The organism is Chroococcidiopsis sp. CCNUC1 (assembly GCF_023546805.1).
Classification (GTDB): domain Bacteria; phylum Cyanobacteriota; class Cyanobacteriia; order Cyanobacteriales; family Chroococcidiopsidaceae; genus Chroococcidiopsis; species Chroococcidiopsis thermalis.
Map to the genome: position 1 here is coordinate 4015083 of NZ_CP097480.1, position 21652 is coordinate 4036734.

At 44.7% G+C, this 21652-nt stretch carries 16 protein-coding genes, 1 tRNA gene and 1 pseudogene; 12 read left to right on the forward strand and 6 right to left on the reverse strand.

The annotated features are described in order from the left end of the window. Positions 1–2 precede the first annotated feature (2 nt). Together M5J74_RS18680 and gatC are read left to right on the forward strand one after the other, a co-directional pair. Positions 3–524 carry a photosystem I assembly protein Ycf3 gene (locus M5J74_RS18680; RefSeq protein WP_015155576.1) on the forward strand — a complete coding sequence of 174 codons (522 nt, stop codon included), beginning with the start codon at positions 3–5 and terminating at the stop codon, positions 522–524. A gap of 93 nt (positions 525–617) precedes the next feature. After that, a complete protein-coding gene (gene gatC / locus M5J74_RS18685; RefSeq protein WP_015155577.1) occupies positions 618–908 on the forward strand; it encodes an Asp-tRNA(Asn)/Glu-tRNA(Gln) amidotransferase subunit GatC in 291 nt (96 codons plus the stop codon). Between the two features lie 8 nt (positions 909–916). Here gatC and M5J74_RS18690 read toward each other — a convergent pair whose 3' ends face one another. After that, positions 917–2344 carry a sodium/proline symporter gene (locus M5J74_RS18690; RefSeq protein ID WP_250012714.1) on the reverse strand — a complete coding sequence of 476 codons (1428 nt, stop codon included), beginning with the start codon at positions 2342–2344 and terminating at the stop codon, positions 917–919. 546 nt (positions 2345–2890) lie between these two features. Here M5J74_RS18690 and M5J74_RS18695 point away from each other — a divergent pair. Next, positions 2891–3871, forward strand: a complete 981-nt coding sequence (locus M5J74_RS18695; protein WP_250012715.1) for a glutathione S-transferase family protein — start codon at positions 2891–2893, stop codon at positions 3869–3871. A gap of 29 nt (positions 3872–3900) precedes the next feature. Here the strand turns inward: M5J74_RS18695 and M5J74_RS18700 are convergent, their stop codons facing one another. The 3 genes from M5J74_RS18700 to M5J74_RS18710 form a co-directional block, all read right to left on the reverse strand. Further along, the gene (locus M5J74_RS18700; protein WP_250012716.1) at positions 3901–5082 is read right to left on the reverse strand and encodes an RtcB family protein; all 1182 of its coding nucleotides are present in this window, start codon (positions 5080–5082) and stop codon (positions 3901–3903) included. A 371-nt stretch (positions 5083–5453) separates the two neighbouring features. Then, positions 5454–6680: a sugar MFS transporter gene (locus M5J74_RS18705; RefSeq protein ID WP_015155581.1), complete on the reverse strand. Its 1227-nt coding sequence runs from the start codon at positions 6678–6680 to the stop codon at positions 5454–5456. A gap of 108 nt (positions 6681–6788) precedes the next feature. Continuing rightward, positions 6789–7457: an HAD family hydrolase gene (locus M5J74_RS18710; protein ID WP_250012717.1), complete on the reverse strand. Its 669-nt coding sequence runs from the start codon at positions 7455–7457 to the stop codon at positions 6789–6791. A gap of 106 nt (positions 7458–7563) precedes the next feature. Between M5J74_RS18710 and M5J74_RS18715 the strand changes: the two genes are divergently transcribed. From M5J74_RS18715 to M5J74_RS18745, 7 genes are all read left to right on the forward strand, one after another. Further along, positions 7564–8766, forward strand: coding sequence for an ROK family transcriptional regulator (locus M5J74_RS18715; protein WP_015155583.1), 1203 nt, complete (start codon positions 7564–7566; stop codon positions 8764–8766). A 150-nt stretch (positions 8767–8916) separates the two neighbouring features. Beyond that, positions 8917–9795 (forward strand): class I SAM-dependent methyltransferase, encoded by an 879-nt coding sequence (locus M5J74_RS18720; protein WP_250012718.1) that lies wholly within the window; start codon positions 8917–8919, stop codon positions 9793–9795. A gap of 14 nt (positions 9796–9809) precedes the next feature. Then, positions 9810–10538: an HAD family phosphatase gene (locus M5J74_RS18725; RefSeq protein ID WP_015155585.1), complete on the forward strand. Its 729-nt coding sequence runs from the start codon at positions 9810–9812 to the stop codon at positions 10536–10538. A 57-nt stretch (positions 10539–10595) separates the two neighbouring features. Continuing rightward, positions 10596–10668, forward strand: a tRNA-Ala gene (locus M5J74_RS18730). Between the two features lie 160 nt (positions 10669–10828). After that, the gene (locus M5J74_RS18735) at positions 10829–12025 is read left to right on the forward strand and encodes a tyrosine-type recombinase/integrase (protein WP_250012719.1); all 1197 of its coding nucleotides are present in this window, start codon (positions 10829–10831) and stop codon (positions 12023–12025) included. A 442-nt stretch (positions 12026–12467) separates the two neighbouring features. Further along, on the forward strand, positions 12468–12794 hold the full coding sequence (locus tag M5J74_RS18740) for a hypothetical protein (RefSeq protein WP_250012720.1): 327 nt from the start codon (positions 12468–12470) through the stop codon (positions 12792–12794). A 195-nt stretch (positions 12795–12989) separates the two neighbouring features. After that, positions 12990–13565, forward strand: a complete 576-nt coding sequence (locus M5J74_RS18745) for a Uma2 family endonuclease (RefSeq protein ID WP_250012721.1) — start codon at positions 12990–12992, stop codon at positions 13563–13565. A 54-nt stretch (positions 13566–13619) separates the two neighbouring features. Here the strand turns inward: M5J74_RS18745 and ggt are convergent. Continuing rightward, positions 13620–15445: pseudogene (gene ggt, locus M5J74_RS33525) on the reverse strand (gamma-glutamyltransferase). 146 nt (positions 15446–15591) lie between these two features. Here ggt and M5J74_RS18760 point away from each other — a divergent pair. Both M5J74_RS18760 and M5J74_RS18765 read left to right on the forward strand, forming a co-directional pair. After that, entirely contained in the window at positions 15592–18099 is a 2508-nt protein-coding gene (locus M5J74_RS18760) for a filamentous hemagglutinin N-terminal domain-containing protein (protein WP_250012723.1), read from the forward strand. Next, positions 18092–20659 (forward strand): CHAT domain-containing protein, encoded by a 2568-nt coding sequence (locus tag M5J74_RS18765; RefSeq protein WP_250012724.1) that lies wholly within the window; start codon positions 18092–18094, stop codon positions 20657–20659. Before M5J74_RS18760 ends, M5J74_RS18765 begins: the two co-directional genes overlap by 8 nt. On the opposite strand, the gene M5J74_RS18770 is transcribed toward M5J74_RS18765, so the two are convergent. Further along, positions 20634–21596: a hypothetical protein gene (locus M5J74_RS18770; protein ID WP_250012725.1), complete on the reverse strand. Its 963-nt coding sequence runs from the start codon at positions 21594–21596 to the stop codon at positions 20634–20636. The genes M5J74_RS18765 and M5J74_RS18770 overlap by 26 nt on opposite strands. Positions 21597–21652: the final 56 nt, after the last annotated feature.

A 21652-nucleotide genomic window follows, 5' to 3' on the forward strand; every position in this document is an offset into this window, starting at 1 on the left:
ATATGCCAAGAAGCCAGCGTAATGACAACTTTGTAGATAAAACATTTACCGTCATGGCAGATATCATTCTGAAGATTCTGCCTACCAATAAAAAAGCTAAAGAAGCTTTTGTCTATTACCGCGATGGTATGTCTGCTCAGGGTGCTGGAGAGTATGCCGAAGCTTTAGACAACTACAGACAGGCTTTGGAACTAGAAGAAGATCCATACGATCGCAGCTACGTTCTCTACAATATGGGGTTAATTTATACAAATAATGGCGAACACGAGATAGCTTTGGAGTACTACGAAAAAGCACTCGAATGTTACCCCAACATGACGCAAGCCTTGAATAACATGGCTGTCATCTATCACTTCCAAGGGGAAAAAGCCAAAGAAGAAGGAGATAGCGATCGCGCCGATAGTTTATTCGATCTCGCTGCTGACTACTGGAAACGCGCTATCCAAATAGATCCCAACAACTATCTCGAAGCACAAAACTGGCTCAAAACCACCGGACGTTTATCAAAAGATATTTACTTTTAATGGTAATGGGAAAGTCAAAAGTGAAAAGTTAAAAGTCAAAAACTATAGATGACAAACTACTAACTACCAATTACCAATTACCAATTACCATCCATGCTCGACAAAGAACAAGTTCGTAAAGTTGCCCATCTCGCACGTTTAGCACTCACTCCCGAAGAGGAGGAACAATTTACCACTCAATTGAGTAGCATTCTAGATTATTTCGAGCAGTTGAGCGAACTTGACGTAACTGACGTACCTCCAACCATGCGGGCAATTGATGCTAGTAACATCACCCGTGCGGATAAACTAGAACCATATGGCGATCGCGATGCTATACTCGAAAGCGCTCCAGAACAGGATGGGGAATTTTTCAAAGTCCCCAAGATCCTCAACGAAGCCTAATTCTCTCGTCATCTATGCTGGTTAGATCTAGACTTAGAAGCAAGCAATCGCGCTATGACATAAACTAAGCTACCTGCAATCATACCTGGTAGGACTTCGTAAACTACGGAAGATAACTTAAATACCAGGTTCCAACTAATAGCGGTGATAATTCCAACAGCCATCATTAATAGTGCTACAGGCGTACTGACGGGCAATTGCCCAACTCGCAATAGTAACAGTGGACCTAAACCCGAAGCTAAAGCCGACCAAGAAAATGTAATTAAGAGAAACACATTATCATCGCCTACTAAAGCAATACTCAAAACGATCGCAGTGACAGTTAAAGTGCCTAACTTGACAATTCGATAGGAATTAGCAAATTGAGGCGCGATGTCTTGAGTCAACGCCGCCGAACAGCAGAGAATCTGAGAATCGGCTGTAGACATAGTAGCAGCAAAGACTCCGGCTAGCATCAGTCCGACAAAGCCTGCGGGTAGCAATTCTTCTGCTAAATACGGCAATGCCAACTCAGGATCGCCACCTGATATCAAGTCGGGTAACAACACCCGTGCTGCTAAGCCGATGGTAATGGAAGAAAAAGATGTGGTTAAACTAGCAATAGTTTTGATATTCAGCGCCCTATTGACATTATCGGGCGAGTCAATTGCCATTGCTCGGACTAAGATATGCGGTTGACCGACTACACCAAATCCAGCCACAATCCAACCAATAAAAAAGGGCAAAAAGCCCAACGGGAGATTAGATGGACTCAAATTAATTAGCTTTGCATCAATCGCGCCCAATCTTGTCCAAAGTTGCCCAAATCCACCACAGTCGGTAATTGCTACGGATAGTAGGAGCAGCAACGAACCAATCATAATTATCCCTTGGACTGCATCCGTCCAAATCTCCGCTCGCACGCCACCAGAAAAACAGTAGATAACAACTATTACTGCTCCGAGGATAATTCCTAGACGATAATCCCAGCCGAAGACAACATTCAGTGCTTTGCTACCTGCTACGAGTTGCGATGCTGCATACGCACCGAGAAAAGCAACAATAATTATGCCTGAGACAATCGAGATCCAACGAGCGCCAGAAGTATTTTGCGCTAAGAAATCAGAAACAGTATCCGATGCTGTTTCTTCGGATCTTTTTCTTAAACGTTTGAAAAATAAAAACCAAGCGAGATAGTCTCCTATTGCCCAACCAATAACTAACCATATAGCAGAAATTCCGGCTGTGTAGGCAAAGCCAACTTGACCGAGAAATAATAAACCACTCTGACCCGTTGACATGGCGGAAAGCGCCGTCAGCCAAGGACTTACGCCGCGACTAGCGAGGATGTAGTCAGCAGTTGTATTTTTCTTATGAGTTGATGAGTAGATGCCAACGCCAATAATCAGAGCTAGAAAAACAATGAAAGCAGCTGCAATAAATATGCGATCGCTCATAGATTTATCAGTTATCAGTTATCAGTTATCAGTGTAGAGACGTTAGATGTAACGTCTGTACAAAGTTATCAGTGGTTGCTGATGCAGATGACTTTACTTTTTGTTACATCTTAAGACATCCTGCTTCTGAGTGAAAGTGAAAATCAACTGCTGATTTGGTTAGAAGGTGAATGGCGATCGCAATTTATATTTGATTTATGAGAACAAATTACTATTTTTTGATGATTCAATCTTAATATTTTATTTTTGTCTTATAGCAATTCTCAACTGCGTGCGTGACATTTGTAGGGGCGCATAGCTGTGCGCCCCTACAGATTGCGTGTTTTACCTAAATCAAAACCGCTATTAGTAGAATAGGCAATGCTCGCCTACATTTGAATTCTCACTTCACTCGATGAGCCTAATTTTTTATACCATAAGATAGATGCATTTTTCTCCAAACTAGTAAGAGAAGACTTCTAACTTCTGACTTCACTTTATTGGTTTAGCATGTATGAAGAGCGAACTTAGAAACTCACAAATACAAATTCGCAAGAGGTGCGATCGATGGGTTTAGGTATTCTAGCTGACGGTAAATGGATTTCCGAACGGGAACAAGAAGATAACCAAGGGAAATTTATCCGCCCTTCTACTACCTTTCGCAATAAAATTACTGCTGATGGTTCGAGTGGTTTTAAAGCAGAAGCAGGACGCTATCACTTATATATTTCTTGGGCTTGCCCTTGGGCACATCGAACGGCAATTATGCGTCGTCTGAAGGGACTAGAAGATGCAATTGGATTATCTGTAGTAGCAGCAGAGATCGACCAAAATAGTTGGGAGTTTAGTAGTGAACCTGGAGCGATTCCCGATACTGTTAACGGGACGCAATATTTTTGGCAACTTTATCTAAAAGCCGAACCAAATTATAGTGGACGGGTAACAGTTCCCGTGTTATGGGATAAGCAAACTCAGTCAATTGTGAATAATGAATCTCGCGAAATTATTCGCATGTTTGATACTGAGTTTAACGATATTGCGAGTAAGAATGTCAACTTCTACCCCAAAGATTTGCAAGCACAAATAGACAAAACTATCGATGAGATTTACCAACCAATTAATAATGGTGTCTACCGAGCCGGATTTGCTACTCAACAAGTGGCTTATGAGGAGGCTGTAACGGAGTTATTTGAGGCTTTAGACCGTTGGGAAAATGTTTTAGCTAAACAACGTTATTTATGTGGTAATCGCATTACAGAAGCCGATTGGTGTATGTTTACAACCTTACTGCGTTTTGATGCTGTTTATTACGTCCATTTCAAATGCAACTTACGCCGGATTGTAGATTATCCTAACTTGTGGAACTACTTAAAAGACTTGTACCAACAACCAGGAGTGAAAGAAACTTGCAACTTGGATCATATTAAAAGACATTACTATCGGAGTCATCCCAAAGTTAATCCTACTCGCATCGTGCCTAAAGGACCAATAATTGATTTTGAGGCTCCCCACAACCGTAATGAAATAGGTGTTGCAGTTGCAGTTTAAAAAGTAGGGTGGGCATTGCCCACCCTACTTTAACCTTTGACGCAAACAACTTGCTTCAATGTTGCTACAATTTCGACCAGATCTGACTGATTATTCATTACCTCGTCTATCGGCTTATATGCCCCAGGAATCTCATCTAAAACTCCCGTGTCTTTGCGGCATTCTACGCCCTTCGTTTGCTCGATCAAATCGTCAAGTGTATAGACATTTTTTGCCTTATTACGAGACATCAAACGCCCCGCACCGTGACTGCAAGAACAATAACTTTCAGCATGACCTTTACCTCTGACAATAAATGATTTCGCACCCATTGAACCAGGGATAATCCCATAATCTTCAGTCTGCGCCCTTACCGCACCCTTACGAGTCACGTAAACATCTTCGCCAAAATGCACTTCCTTTTCGGCATAGTTGTGATGGCAATTGACTTCTAATAGAGGCTTGAATGGCTTACCACCAGCTACATGTTTTTCCACAACTCGCTTAAAGCGTGCCATCATCACGTCACGATTGACACGGGCATAGTTTTGTGCCCACTGCAAGTCTCGCCAATAAGCAGCAAACTCTGACGTACCGGAAACAAAATAAGCCAAGTCAAGATCGGGCAAGCGATCGCCTGCTAATTTTGCTAGTTCTTTAGCAGTATTAATATGGCACTGTGCCAACTTGTTACCGATATTTCGGGAACCAGAATGCAACATCAACCAAACTCGATCTTCCGTATCGAGACAAACTTCTAAGAAGTGGTTGCCACCGCCAAGAGAACCCATTTGTTTCATGGCTTTTCCTTGCAAGTCTTGCACCCCGCGATGTAGATCTTTAAAATCATGCCAATGTTGCCAGTTAGTAATAGATTTTTCTACATCTTTATTTTCGTTAAAACCAACTGGAATTGATGCTTCAATATCCAAACGGATTTTTTTCAACTTGCCTTCTAATTGTTCGGCATGATATGGAGTTTGAATGGCAGCCATGCCACAACCAATATCTACTCCCACAGCCGCAGGCAAAATTGCATCTTTAGTTGCTACAACCGAGCCGACTAAAGCACCTTTACCTAAGTGGACATCGGGCATCAATGCGACATGTTTAAATACAAATGGTAGCGATGCCACGTTTTTCGCCATCTGGGTTTCTTCATGTCCTAAAGCATGATTTGCCCAAGAAAGTACGGGTGCTGGTGTATTAATTTCTAGTTTTTCGTATGGCATATTTTTAGTTAAAAATTAAGGAAAAATAACTGATGTTTCTGTAGGGGCGCACGACTGTGCGCCCCTACAGAAACATGATCCAGGGCGCACGGCTGCCCCTACAGAAACATGACCCAGGGCGCACGACTGTGCGCCCCTACAGAAACATGACCCAGGGCGCACGACTGTGCGCCCCTAGAGAATACTTGGGTTTTTGATTCCCAGATTGACTATCTCTACAGGGGAGAATACTAACTTAGCTTATGCAAGTTCATTTTACATAATACATTGTGCTACAAAAAAATACAACAAGAGAACTCCTCCGAATATGGGTGTAAGGGCGGGTTTATTAAACCGCTTCGTTTAGCAGAGATTTTAGGTGAAACCCGCCCCTACATCGATCGCTGCTCCCTGCTCCCCGTTCCTACTAGCCATCGATGTACAATTACCATCACTAGGGCTAGAGGCATCATTAAAACAGGAATAATTTCCAAACTAGTACGGGAGGCGATCCAACCGACTGCACTGGGCAAACTGGCTGCACCTAAACTAGCGACACTCGACACGAAACCGATCGCGGCTGGTATTAATGCAGGAGATATCCTCTGTGGTAATAAGGCAATTGTTGCCGGATAGATTGCCGCAAACCCGAAACCAATCAGCGGTAAGCTCAAATACAGGTTTGGTACTAGCCACCAAGCTAGTAAACCAATACTCAGCACCACTAGAGAAATATCCAACGTGCGGACTGCACCGAGTCGTCGCATGAAATATCCCAAACTCAAACGCCCAATTGTCAGTCCCAGCCAGTAAGCGCTAATGCTGTATCCAGCAACGATTGGCGGGATCCCGCGACTGAGATTTTGCACCGAGTAAGCCCAATTACCCACACAAACCTCTGCACCCACATAAACCATCAATAGCAAACCCGTTAGCAGGACAGCAGGTGTCTGTAAAGCAACGCGGAGATTAGCCTTAGCACTCGTCCCAGAAGCATTGATTTTCTGCGTCATCGGTCGATAATTTTGGACGATCGCTATAGCCACCGCCACCACCAACAGCCCTACCACTCCTGCAAATACCAAATAGATCGATCGCCAATTCAACCCAAAAGCTAGTAGCGAAGTGGCGATCGTGGGACCTAACAATGCACCAACACCATAAAAAGCGTGCAACATTCCCACGAGATGGTTAGTCCGTTGGTTATCCACAATAAAAGTGTTAATTCCAGCATCAATCAGGGCAATTCCCAGCCCCAAAAGCACGCCAGCCGCCACCATCACCCACCAAAACGGATTCAGCGCATAGATTATCAGCGCCCCCATCAGCAACATTGCCGCTACTAACAGCATCCGTGCCAACCCCAAACGGCTGCTAATCAGACTACTAGAGAACGCTGCCACAACATAACCACCCGTCTGACTGATAAACAGCAGCGTTACAGTTGCCGGATTTAAATTATATGCAGCCAAAATCGAAGGCAACAAAACCCCCAATCCCGCCTCTGCTACTGCGATCGCCACAAAAGCATAAAACGCGATCGCTACCCCAAACCAAACCGCCTCTTTCCCAAAATGCGATCGCTTCACATTTTTGCCTAACACCCGCTTATCACCCATATCTCCCCTGCATTTATTTGGCTTGGGTACGGGCGGGTTTTCACCAAAGATTCACTGTTTCAGTGGTCGATCTATGCGCTAAACCCGCCCCTACAACTTCTGACTTCCTCACGCCTCTGCTAACAACACTCTTAACCCAACCCGATCGCCATCCATCACCTGTTGCTCGATCGCCATCCCTACCAAAGCAGGTACGATCGCATCCGCCTCAATTAAATCTGCTGGCTGATAAGTCGTCGCCACCGCCACCACACTCATTCCCGCTGCCCGTGCCGCTTTGACACCAGCCACAGCATCCTCCACTACCAGACAGCGTTCTGGTGGGACACCCAACCTTGATGCTGCTTTGAGATATCCTTCAGGATCGGGCTTACCACGGCTAATATCATCTGCCGTAATCATGACTTTGGGAACGGACAAACCAACATGACGCAAACGGTTGGTTGCGATCGCCTGCGTCCCTGACGTGACAATTGCCCATTGCCGATCTGGTAAAGAATCAAGTAAATTTGCTACTCCTTCCACTTCCACCACACCAGCTAAATCCTCCGCCTCCCGTTGCAGAAACGCCCTACCTTCTTCCTCTGCGATTAAGTGCGGCGCAACTTCGCGAATTGTCTCTGTCGCCGGACGACCGTGAGAGATTTTCAAAATTGCCTCTGCATCTAAACCGTGCTGCTGCGCCCATCTACGCCAATGTCCTTCTACAGCTACATTTGAATTGACCAATACACCGTCGAGATCGAATAGGACTGCCTCACAGTCGAAGCTTTTCATATCTTTTTCTCCAGCAGAGATGTGACATGGAACGTCTCTACACACATAACGTCTCTATAATGCTAATTTGTTTGTTAGAAAAACAAACTTACTAAAGATTAGAAAAATGACCGCAGATCGACATTCACCATCGATCGCCACCAATACAACACTGTTAAAACAAATCAACTATGCCCGCATTTTGGAACTTCTTAGATGTCGTGCGCCAAAGACTCGGGCTGAAATTGCCCGTTCCACAGGACTGACGCGATCGACTGTTACCGTAATTACAGCCGAATTAATCTCGCAGGGCTTAATTCGAGAAAGCGGTGAAATTATCGCGCCTCCTGGAGGGGGAAGACCAGGAGTCGGACTGAGTTTAAATCCCGATGGGGCATTTTTTATTGGTGCGGCGATCGAGTACGAACAGCTAACGGTAGTGCAGTTGAATTTAGCTGCCCAAGTTGTCAACCGCATTCAAGCACCACTAATAGGTAGTCGAGAACCAGAAATTGTCCTCAGCCAACTCGGACAATTAATTGGGCAAGTGCAGCAGTCCGATCCGACCAAACAAGAGCGATCGCGAGGAATTGGGCTAGCCATCCAAGCAACCATGAACTTAGCAGGTGTGGTCATCTATTCGCCATTTTTACAGTGGGTAGGTGTCGATCTGCGCCGCTACCTTCAGCCTCACATTCAATTGCCTTTATTTGTAGATAATGATGCGAACGCCGCCGCTTTAGCAGAGGTGTATCTAGGTAGTGCCATGCACTGTCATAGCTTGCTCTATCTATTAATTAATAAGGGAATTGGGGCGGGAATCGTGTTAAACAATCGCATCTTTCGCGGCGCTTACGGCACTGCGGGGGAAGTCGGGGCAATTTTACCAATGCCAACTGGCTGCGGAGATTTAGGCACATTTGTCGGTAGAGAGGCGTTGCTGCAAAACTATCGCCAGCGGGGAGGACAAGCAGGAGAAATTGGCGATTTGGTCGTACATTTCCGCCAAGACGAACCCCTCGCCCGCGCGGTTGTGTCTGAATGGGTGCAGATATTAGGCTGGGGATTAATTAACTTAGCAAATATTCTCAATCCCGAACGAATCGCGATCGGTGGACCGCTTGCTGTATTGGTTCCTCACGTTAAAGAGGAATTGGACTCGATGTTGCGAGACTGCGTACCTGGTAATGGTGGTGGTGGATTCTTCAGCGATCCGAAAGCTCGTTTTGACGTATCAGTTTTTGGCGAAGATGCGGCAGCAATTGGCGGGGCTGTACTTGCCTATCAGTCACTCTTTCAAGTTCCCGATTTAGTTTTGTTAGCTGGCTAATTTCAGGAGTTGGGGGAGTTGGGGAAGTTGAGGGAGCAAGACAATTCTAGTCACTAGTCACCAGCCACTAGCCACTGACAACTGCAAGAATGTATTAAAATTTGTAAATAGAAATAGCAAGTCGCGATCGTCCCTTAGCGAGGCATACTTATGGCAGCGCGTCAAGATACAATTTGGGAACAGTTCTTAGCGCCTGTCGTGCGTTTATTTATTGACGAAGAGGAGTTAAGGCGATACGCCCGTAGTATAGACTGGGAGAAAGAAAGCGATCGCTTTCGCCGTCCAGAGGTCAAGGTTCCCGTATATTACAGCAGTCAAAATTTTCACGGAATTAAGGGCGGATATCTTAATTCTGGTGCAGCTGTTTCTTACGATCCAATTACTCAATACGTCCTGCTACCTAATGAAACTCTAGTCCGTCAAGGATTGCTAGAACGTATTCGCGTTAAGCCAAGCAGAATTATAGATTTAGGCTGCGGTACTGGTTCCACGACGCTGATGTTAAAACAGGCTTTTCCCCAAGCAGAAGTTATCGGCTTAGATTTATCGCCATACATGCTAGTCAGGGCAGAAGACAAAGCCAAAACCGCAGGATTAGCGATTAAGTGGCTGCATGGAAATGCTGAAGAGACAAAACTACCAGCTGCCAGTTTCGATCTGGTGACGATATCCTTGTTATTTCACGAAACGCCAGCACAGGTAACTCAAGCGATCTTGCAGGAAAGCTTTCGATTGCTGAAAGCAGGCGGCGAGGCGATCGTTTTGGATGGCAATCAGCAGACTTTACGCCATCTCGATTGGTTGAATAATGTGTTTGAGGAACCATACATTCGAGAATTTGCGCAGGGAAATTTGGATGTCTGGATGGGTAAAGCAGGCTTTGCAGCAGTGCAGACTGATGATGTGTGGTTAGTCAATCAAGTAACTCGTGGAATTAAGCCTTTGATGCAGGAGACAGGAGACAGGAGACAGGAGACAGAAGAAGATATGGTAATAACAGAGGAATGGATTCCGGCTCCTGGGTATTAAGGTAATAATATAGTATGGCGTTAAAGGCAGTTTTATTTGATTTTAATGGCGTTATTATTAATGACGAACCGATTCATAAACAACTGATCGAACAGTTATTAGTTGAAGAAAATTTACGCCCAATCCCGGGTGAGTTTGAAGAAGTTTGTCTAGGGAGAAGCGATCGCGTTTGTTTAGCTGAATTGCTCAAACGTCGAGGTCGATTTGTGAGTGAGACATATTTACTCCAATTAATGCAGCGCAAGGCGCAGGCATACCAGCAAGAATTAGAAAAAATTCCTAACTTACCTACGTATCCAGGTTTAGAAGATTTGGTTTTTCAAGCCCGTAGCCAACAATTAAAGTTAGCTGTAGTTAGTGGCGCAATGCGATCGGAAATTGAATTAGTTTTGCAGCGTTTGAATTTGACACAATACTTTTCTGTATTAGTTGCTGGCGATGATATTACTACCAGTAAACCAGAACCAGATGGCTATTTGTTGGCAGTAGAACGCCTCAACCAACTCTATCCCGAACTTCGGTTGCAGCCAAGAGAGTGTATTGCGATCGAAGATACTCCAGCAGGAATCCAAGCAGCGAAGACAGCAAAAATTCCGGTTGTTGGAGTTGCAAATACCTATCCATTTCACATGATGCAACGTCAAGCAAACTGGGCTGTAGATTACCTCAACCAGTTAGATTTGGAATGGGTGCAACAAGTACTTTCCAAAGCAAACTCACAAGCCACCGTCGCTGAATGTTAAAATACCAAGTGGCATATAGGAATTTGAGACTAGCAGTCCAAAATCTAAAATTAGTACGGGGAATTAGCTCAGTTGGTAGAGCGCTGCGATCGCACCGCAGAGGTCAGGGGTTCGAGTCTCCTATTCTCCATCGTCGCAAACCCTTTCTATTAAAGGGTTTTGTAGTTTATCAGCCTAACTTTGTTTACGAGTTCATTCTCAATAAGCAACCCAAAAATGGGTACAGATCGAGATATCTAGAGCTGGAATTGAGATAAAATTGAGATAATTTAATCGGGACTATTAACCATATGGCAAGGGTTTCGGACGCTACGAAGAAACCACATGAGATAAATTCAGGTTCTCGATCTTTATCTCAATCTGTATCTCAATCTCAACAAAAGAAGAAAGCAGCTAAGGGGACAGTCGTAGTTCAGATATTCAAGGAACGTCTGCGTTTAGTGTGGAGCTACGCCGGAAAGCGTTACTTTCTCTACTTGGGGCTACCCGATAGTAAGACGAACCGAATCGTAGCTGACCAAAAAGCTAGACAGATAGAAGGAGACATGGCTACAGGTAATTTTGACCCAACTCTGAAAAAGTACAAATTTGAAGCTATATCCAAACGAAGCCAGCTCTCAGCAGTTGCTCTGTTTGAACAGTTTACAGAGAGTAAAGCTAAGTATCTAGCAACTCCGACTCTATCTAAATATGCCGCGATTGTTGGGTATTTCAAGCAGTGCTTTGGAGACAATCCTGCAAGTGCGATCGCAGAGGTTGATGCAGAAACCTTCACTGACTGGCTGTTAACTCAGATCGAACCAATTACAGCAAAAGATAGATTAGCTCTAATTAAGGCTTGCTGGCGATGGGGAATCGAGCAAGACCTGATTGAATCTAATCCTTGGAAAGAAATGTCCAAGCGCATCAAGCCCGCACCAAAGCAACCGCCTAAGCCTTTCAGCCGTGAAGAGATGGGGGCGATCGTTCATGCTTTGGGAAGCGATCGCTACTACCATCACTATGCTGACTACGTAGAGTTTTTATTTGGTACAGGTTGCCGCACAGGTGAAGCAATTGGATTGAAATGGAAACACGTTAGTAATGATTGCTCAACCGTATGGATTGGCGAAAGCTTGAGTCGCAAGGTGAGAAAGTCCACCAAAACCAATCGCGCCAGAACGATCGCCCTAACACCCAAGCTACAAGCAATATTACTAGCTAAACGACCTGCTGAATTTGACCCAGAGGGATTGGTTTTTACTGCTCCCAAAGGAGGAGCAATCGATGATAACAATTTCAGGAACCGTGCCTGGAAAACAGTACTTACTCGTTTAGAAATTGACTATCGCAAACCTTACACTACTCGTCACACTCTCGTTAGCCATGCTTTAGATCTAGGAATGAACCCAGTTATGGTTGCTCAACTGACAGGACATGACGTGCAGGTGCTGTTCAAGAACTACGCTGGCAACGTCAACTCTAGACCTCGGCTGCCAGAACTTTGAGTGCCACAAAAGTTGTGTGACTTAACCTAAATTTCATTAATTAATCCCGACCTCAGTTTTACTATCTAACTGAGGTTTTTATATTTTCTACTGCCGATTTGCGTTTAATTAAATACTATGTAACTTCAGAAAGATATGGTTCTCTAGATGAAACAACTCTAGGGAAAATAAATATTATTGGGTATAATTAGCGAAGAAATAAAATAAACAACTCAACGTTACTTGTGGTTGAGCAAACAGTAGTTTACAAAGCTACTAAGTAGTTGCGATCGTTGCCTTTCTACTGAACAATCGACCATAAAGAAGACACTTTGGAACTGGAATGCAACAATTCTCCTAACTGACATACTACTGCCATTCAGAGATATTGTTAGTCCTGTACCCGAAGGAAGTTATCGATTTTTGGCATTCAGAATACTCGCTTCATATAGGTTGGCTATAAATGGTAATGAACCACTCGACTGCTCAAAATTATCCCATTCCTGAAATTTGGATTAACAAACATATTGCGGCAAAGATTCTTGGTTTATCAATCCATACTCTAAAAAAACTTCGCAGTGAAAAAGCACGTCCAGAGGATCGTTTGCTTGAAGGAATTCACTTTGTACGTTATGGAAAATACTGTGTCAGATACAATGCCGAGCTATTGAGAGACTACGCCGCAACACGCTCCGATCCAAAAACTCATAGGCGAGCTATTGAGACATATCTTGCTTCCCTGCCCAGCAACCAACCTAAACGAGTAGGTAGAGCGCGTCAGATTTCTTGAGTAATTGTTAAAACTTGTGCGTGCAGAATGTTCTTTTCTTGAAACAAAAGAAGAGGGGCAGGCTAGCGGATGAGGTACTCAATTGTTGGCTCTTAAGGATAAAGTAAGAGTAATAGCTAATACTCTCTCTAACCTGGCTCTTGTTTCCCAGTCGCCTTTGCGTTCTCGATCGGTAGACTTACCGCTCCATAGCTTATGACAGCAATTACTTTAAACTTAGAACCAGCAATCCATTTAACTGACGAGCAGTTTTATCAACTGTGTCAGGCAAATCGGGATGTCAGATTTGAGCGCACGGCAGAAGGTGAATTGATTGTTATGCCACCAACAGGGGGAGAAACAGGCGATCGTAACTCGGAGATGAACTTTCAACTGCGAGCTTGGAACAAGCAAACTCGCTTAGGAAAAGTATTCGATTCCTCCACAGGATTCAAACTGCCCAATGGCGCAGATCGTTCTCCCGATGCTGCTTGGGTCAGATTAGAGCAATGGGAAGCTCTCACGCCAGAACAACGCCAGAAATTTCCGCCTCTAGCACCCGATTTCGTTATCGAGTTGCGTTCTGCTACTGACGATCTCAAGCCATTACAGGCAAAAATGCAGGAGTACCTTGATAATGGAGTTCTTTTAGGTTGGCTGCTCGATCCCCAAAGACAAATTGTGGAAATTTATCGCATTGGGATAGATGTAGAGGTAATACAATCGCCTACGACTTTATCAGGGGAAGATGTACTGCCTGGTTTTGTTATGGACTTGAGCGAGATTTTCTAATCGCCAAGTCTGAATGCAGAAAATTGAGCGGGGCGACCGCCACAGTACACCAAGTTAGTATGCTATAGCCGCTCCCGCACTCTTACGGCGATCGTTAGCACCGTAAAGCAGCCCAGTTTGAGGATCGATCGCAATCGATTCGGCAGCACCCCAACTGCCAAATGGCACTACCCTGTATCCCATTCCCCATAATTGTCCAAAGACACTGGAGTTAAGGGTATAGGGTTCGGTAATCACAAAATTGGGCAATCCCTGGTAGTGAACGCGAGGAGTATTGACAGCTTTGTCGATCTTCATGCCATAGTCGATCGCATTGGTAAGAACCTGGAGAACAGTAGTAGGAATGGTGGAACCACCAGGACTACCCGTCACTATGACAACTTTGCCATTTTTCATCACAATTGTGGGAGACATAGAACTGAGCGGTCGCTTACTAGGTGCGATCGCATTGGCTTTTCCCTGTACCAAGCCGAACTGATTCGGGACACCAGGTTTTGCTGCAAAGTCATCCATCTCATTGTTGAGGAAAAAACCCGTTCTTGGGGCAATGACTCCAGCACCAAAGTAAGAATTAATCGTGTAGGTCACAGATACGGCATTTCCATCACGATCCACAACTGAGTAATGAGTTGTATTCGTTCCTTCTCGACCAGATGTGATGCGAGAGTAAACTTGCCGTGGAGGTGTGGCACGAGTTGTCGAAATCTGCTGACGAATTCTAGCCGCATACTCTTTCGATAGCAGTCGTTCTGTGGGATTGTTGACAAAAGCTGGATCGCCCAAGTAGGTATTGCGATCGCCGTAAGCATGTAACATTGCCTCAAACATCAGATGTAGACTGCTTGCTGAGTGCCAGCCTAGCTGTTTGAGCTGATAACCTTCGAGAATATTCAGCATTTGGCATAAAGTCACGCCACCACCAGGGGGAGGCGCAGAAATCACCTCATATCCCCGATAGCTGCACGAAAGGGGCGACGTTTGAGCGACTTTGTAGTTAGTAAAATCTTCCAGCGTCAGAATTCCACCATTTTTGTTGCTGGCTTTGACAATTTCCGCCGCGATCGCACCCCGATAAAAACCATCCGCTCCCCCTTGGCAATCAGTTTGAGAGTTTGAGCCAGATCTTTTTGTATCAGGCGATCGCCTACTTGATAGGGAGTTTTGCCATGTTTCAAAAAGATGGCTGCAACGTTTGGTTGTGCCTGAAACTGCTTGAGATTCGAGTTAAGGATATCGACATCTCCTGGCTGCAAGACAAAGCCTTTTTCGGCTAGGGCGATCGCTCCCGCCATCACAGTAGCGCGGCTGAGAGTGCCATATTGTTTCAATGCCTGCTCTAATCCTTTAACCGTCCCTGGTACGGCAACAGCTAAGTAACCCTCTTTACTTAACTTAGAAACCACTTGACCTTGCCGATCCTGGTACATATTCGGGCGTGCTGCTAATGGCGCTTGCTCGCGGAAGTTGAGAAAAGTATTTTTACCATTGGCAAAGCGAATTAGCATGAATCCCCCACCGCCAACGTTGCCACAGCAAGGATCGGTAACAGCTAGCGCGTAACCCACAGCTACAGCTGCATCCACAGCATTGCCACCTTGCTTGAGAACTGACAATCCGACTCTAGATGCTTCGCGTTGTGTGGTGACGACAACACCGTTTTTCCCCGTTACTGGGTTGGGCGAGTTAGAAATAGTGACTCTACCACAGCTCGGTGCTGTCAACTGCTGACACTCTAACCAACTGATGAAGCGATAAGCATAAGTTAGAGGATGGTAAACACTACCCGATACAGCTATATCTAACCCCAGAAGGGTGACGATTAACCCACAACTAGCTGCTGTGACACGCAGGCATTTTTTTATCCTTTTTTTCGGCAACATTATATCTTTTGACAGATTATCGAGCAAAATTCTACAAAAAAAGAAACTGTGGTTACATCTGTCTTACAATCGATCGCAGCCAGATTAGCTAAGCAGATATTCATGACTAAAAATTTGGTCAAAAACTGTCGCACTCGCGAATAGAAATGATTCAGAGATATTGGATGCGCGGATTGGAGCTGATTGCAGCAAATGTAACGCTCTGCTTTGTTGCTTCACTGCCAATCTCCGCTCAAATTGTTCCAGATACTACGCTACTAAATAATTCTCAAGTTGAGGTTATTGGCAAAGAGCAAATTATTACTGGAGGCACTCAAGCGGGTGGCAACTTATTTCATAGTTTCGAGCGATTTTCTCTCCCTACTGGCAATACTGCCTACTTCAATTCTGCTCAAAATCTACAAAACATTTTTAGCAGAGTTACAGGTGGCTCGATTTCTAATATTGATGGCATCATCCGAGCCAACGGTACTGCGAACCTATTTTTAATCAATCCTAACGGAATGATTTTTGGTCCCAATGCACGATTAAATATTGGTGGCTCTTTTGTTGGCAGTACGGCGAGTAGCGTCAAATTTGTGGATGGCAAGGAATTTAGTGCTAAAGCTACTGGAAATACACCCCTGTTAACTATCAGCGTACCGATTGGATTAAATTTTCAAGGTAATCCAGGTTCGATTCGGGTACGGACTGTCGGTCACAATCTTGGCGGAATTGGTAATGTACCAGTGAGTAGGAACAATAGCTTGAATGCTAGTTTGAGTGTCAAACCAGGTAAAACGCTGGCATTGGTAGGAGGAGAGATTGACTTAGAAGGGGGTCTGCTAACGACGGCAGGGGGTCGAATTGAATTAGGCAGTGTCGAAAATGGAACTGCCACTCTCGACCTTACTAACTCGCAATTGAGCGTGCAGTATCAAAATGCTGCAAATTTCCGAGATATTCAGCTCTCAAAACGCTCTTTATTAGATGTTAGCGGTAATCCAAGTGGCTCGATTCATCTACAAGGTCAACGGATAACTTTGAGTAATGGTTCTGTAATCTTGTCACAGAATCAAGGCAGACAACCATCTGGAAATATTAGTGTCAATGCCACTGATTCGGTGGAAATCAGCGGTACAGATCCAGAAGCCAGAATTCTCGGTAGTTTGTGGAATGAAACTTTAGGATTGGGAGATGGAGGAGAGATAGCAGTTGCAGCACCTAAATTAGTTCTACAAGCAGGAGGCACGATTACAACTCGAACTTATGGCAATGCAAAAGCAGGCGACATCATCTTAAATGCGACCGAATCTCTACAAGTCATCGGCGGCTCACCCATTACTCCCAGAGCAGTCAGCAATGTTTCTTCTTTTACTTTCAGTTCGGGTCAGTCTGGCGATTTGAAAGTGTCAACTAAAGATTTAATTGCGGCTGGAGGAGGCATTTTGTCATCGACAACCGGTGGCAGTGGAAAAGGAGGAGACATCACAATCGATGCGACTGACTCGGTTCAAATGAATGGAGTTAAACCAAATTTATTCTTGCCTAGTGCCGTTACCGCCTCAACTGTTGGCACTGGTGAAGCTGGCAAGCTAACGATTAATACATCGAGATTAATTGTGAGTAATGGCGGTAGGATTGATTCTTCTACGATTGCTGCTGGTGCGGCTGGTAGCGTCAATATCAATGCCCAAAATTCCGTAGAGGTGAGTGGCGTAGTACCAGGATCTCGCAATCCTAGTTTGGTGATTTCGTCTGCTAACATCCTGGATGAAAGTTTAGTTCAAGCCTTTGGAACGCCGCCTCAATTAACTGGAGCATCTGGAGATGTGACAATTAACACCCAAAAGCTGAGCGTGACAGATGGAGGTCTAGTCAACGTCCGTAACGATGGGTCAGGCAATGCCGGACAAATTCAGGTTAATGCTCGTTCCATTAACTTGAACAATAACGGAGGTATTACTGCTGCTACGGCTGCTGGTGAAGGAGGTAATATATACTTACAATCTGAAAACCTACAGCTAGGCAATAGTGCGATTACTGCTAGTGCTGGAGGGAATAGCAATGGTGGCAACATCAAAATCGACAGCAGTATCCTTACCACTACAGGTAACAGTAGCATTGTAGCTAATGCCATCCGAGGTAATGGTGGCAGAGTTAGCATTAATACTCAAGGCTTCTTTCGCTCGCCCAATACGGCGATCGCTGCTAGTTCGCAGCTAGGAATTAATGGCACTGTCCAAATTAATACTTTACTGGTCAATCCTAGCCGCGATCTAACTCAGCCAGAAGTCGTCCGCTCGACTCCTGAAATTGCCTCAGTTTGTCAAGGAAGGTCGAACGCAGGGGTAAGTGAATATGTCATCACTGGTACTGGTGGTATTCCATCTAGCCCTGATGACTTGCTCTCTAGTAATGGGGGCTGGCACGACAATTCTGTTGTCCCTATTGCTGGCGAGGATTTGGGAGAACCAAACTCATCAATATCTGGAGAACCAACACAGCTAGTCGAGGCACAAGGTTGGAGGCAAAATCCTGATGGGACAATTATTCTAACGGCAGAGCCTAACGCTGCCATCTCAGATAGTTCTGCTTCTACTCTTTCATGTCGGTTGCAACCCGTGGCTAGAGAATCTTTACCTTCAGAAAATACAGCACGACAGCATGAGTAAGTCTTGGTACTGGTGGAAGCATTTTTTGCTAGGGATCGGTCTGTCCTTGTTGCTTTTTTTGGGTCACTCAGAAACTAGCCAAGCAAGATTACCTGTATTCTTGGCTAAGGCAACTCAAACAAACATACAACAGCATCACAAAGCGCGATCGCTAACCCAAGCAGGTCACAAGCAATTGGATCGGGGTCAGACAAGTCATGCCTTACAAACTTGGCAGTCAGCTACAAAAATCTATCAGCAATTAGGCGATCGCGTTGGCGTGAAAGGCAGCTTGGTGAATCAAAGTTTGGCTTTACAAGCAGAAGGCTTATATCCTCGTGCCTGCAAAACTCTATTACAAGTCATCGAGCTAGAAGAATGGATTTGCGAGCCAGTGGAGGTAGACAATTCTACTTCCAAAAAATTTGGAGAATCTCTGGATCAAGTGCTTGAAGGGCGCTCGGATACAACCGTTTTAGTAGCTGGATTACATAGTCTAGGTGATGTACTGCGGCTGCTTGGTAAACCCGATGAATCTGAAATTGCTTTGCAAAAAGCACTCTCGATCACCAAACGCCAAAACGCCAAACGGGATTTCAACGATCTTCTGCTGAGTTTAGCTAATACCCAAACAACTTTCTACAGGCGATCGCTCGATCGATACCAGTTAACAGAAGAACCATTGGCAAAAGATCGGTTACAAAAGCAAGTGCAGGAGAATATCAGCAAAGCACTCGCACTGTATCGACAGATCGCCAACTTCGAGCGAGCAAGTACAGCAACACAAGCACGACTCAACCAACTGAGTTTACTACTAAATTTTAGGGAAACTGCATCTGAGGCTAATTCAGCTTTTAAACCGTTGTTAGGTAACAACAAATCTCAAATTCAACAAGTAATTGAACCGCTGTTAACAGCTCAATTTGCTCAATTTTCAGCCATACCATCTATCTACGCTCAACTCAATTTTGCCGAGAGCTTAATAAAGATCGATCGAGAGCGAGAGTTAAGCCAGTTTCTTTTCCTAGCAGAGAAACAGCCCTTACTGACAGCACTATCTTTAGCTCAAAAGTCTCTACAAGCTGCTGAAAAATTACCCGATATCCGAGCGCAATCTTTTGCTTTGGGAACTCTAGGTAAGATCTACTTCCAACTAGAAAGACCCGAACGAGCCAAACCATTTCTAGAAACAGCTTTAGGGAAAGCTCAATCGATTCGAGCTTGGGATATTGCTTATCGGTGGCAGCAAGAATTGGCTCGCTTATATCAAGCTACAGGGGAATTGGACAAGGCGAGAAAGGCATATGCAGCTGCAATTAACAACCTCGATCTTCTGAGAGATAATCTTCTGTCAATTAATTCAGAACTGCAATTTTCATTTAAGGAGAAGGTCGAACCCATCTACCGACAATACATTAAGTTGTTGCTAGCAACTCCTCATCCCGATCTCGAACGCGCAATTCAAATCAACGAAAGGCTTCAGGTAGCAGAATTAGAAAATTTTCTTGGGTGCGGTAAACTCGATCTCGTTTCTTTAGATAAAATTCAATTCTCTAAAAATCCACCAGCGATCGTTCATGTTATTCAACTAGGAGAGAATGTCGAAGTCATAGTTCGTTCGCCCGATCGCTCTCTACATCGCTACACTCAAAATGCATCATCAATCAGAAGTTACGTTGATAATTTGCTGCTTAACTTGCAAGAGCCAAAATTTGTCTATACGGATGAAAGAGAAATTCTGACATATACTCAAAAACTTTATAAGTTGCTTATTACACCAATAAAATCTTACTTGCCACAGGCAGGAACATTAGTATTTGTCCTAGACAGCCCTTTTCAAAATCTACCGATGTCACTATTGCATGACGGACAAAACTATTTAGTCAAACAGTACGGTATTTCAGTCGCATTAGGTTCGCAGTTGCGGCAACCTCAAGCTCTACAAAAAGAGCGATTGAAGGCTTTGATTGCAGGTCTATCTGAAAAAAGTCCCAGTTTTGCTGCTCCTAACGCTCCGCCAAATTTGACTCCTCTACCTGAAGTGGCAGAAGAAGTCGCGGATGTCAAAGCGAATACTACTGCGGCAGTAGAACTACTCAACGAACAGTTTACGAGCGATCGCTTCCGCAAACAGATAGATATTACTGATTTTCCAGTCATTCATCTCACGACACACGGGCAATTCAGCTCCGATCCGCAGCAAACGGTAATTTTAGCCTGGGATCGGGCGCTCGATGTCAGGGAACTGAATGGGCTGCTACGAAATCGAGCGCCAAGCGAGTCAACTAGCCTCGAACTATTGGTTTTAAGTGCTTGTCAAACTGCTAAAGGAGACAAGCGTTCGGCGTTGGGAATTGCCGGAGTAGCGGCGCAAGCTGGGGCGCGGAGTACGATCGCCACTTTGTGGTTAGTTGATGCGACTTCTACCGCTCAACTGATGGGCGAGTTCTATAGTGGGTTAAAGAATGGTCTTGACAAGGCAGAAGCATTGAGGCAAGCGCAATTAACATTACTGTCAAATCCCAAGTTTCAACACCCGTACTACTGGTCGTCGTTTATCCTGGTTGGAAGCTGGCTATAGCATTTGCCCGCCTCAAGCCGATTCGTGCCTTAGCCAGCTCGGTTGAATTATTAACTGCTGCTGCCAATTGTGCTGCTGTTGTGTACTCGCGCCTAGCCTCCTGGGGTAATCCTGCTTCTAAATAGCGATCGCCCAACACTCTATATAAAGTGGGATTTCGGCTACCTGCCTTGGCTCTACCGTTGAGGGTGTTAATTGTCTCGCTCAATAAATTCTGTGACATATAAATAGCGTCAAGGTCGAGGAAAGCAACCTCATCTTTAGGCAAGCTTAAATTGTGTATCTGCTTAATTCTCGCTGCAATCTTCTGAGCATTATTTTCCGGCACTAAGTTAACTACCGAAGTACTAGCACTCACAGCAGAGTCATTGCGGTTAGCAATTACAGTAATTTTGTAGGCATTGCCAAATTGCAAAGCTGGCTGATTCTTGGGGTAAGTTAACACCCGATCTTTCACTACAACTTGCCAGTCCACGCCTTGACCGCTCACTTGCACGGTATAGCTGGTAGCATGAGTGACAGCATACCAGGAGATGGTTGGACGGCGATTCAATAGTGCGCTGCTGTAGGGGCTAATTATCGCTGGATTGTTGTTACCTTCACCTGGACCTTTGAATTTGGGACAAGCACTGCGATTTTCTGGAGTACATGGTTTAAATCTTGTGGCTCTGGGCAGACAACCGTTGAGTTGGTTAGTAGCATTACCACCTTTTAACTGTAAAATTTGTTGGTTGAAGTAGCACAAAACTTCAACCGTTCTTCCACTCTTTGGTTGTAAGCGATCGCCTGGACAAATTAGGCTACCAGCTTTTAAGTCGAGATCGCTATTGTTCAGCACGCGCCCAATAGGAGTACACTTTAACTGACTGGCGTTCCGTCTGGGAGATGAAGCTTGAGCAACAGCAATACTCCCATCTAGGAACGTGAGTAGAAGCACGATCGATAAACTACATCTGGTCAAGTTTTTCGACATTTATCAGAGAAGGAATACCA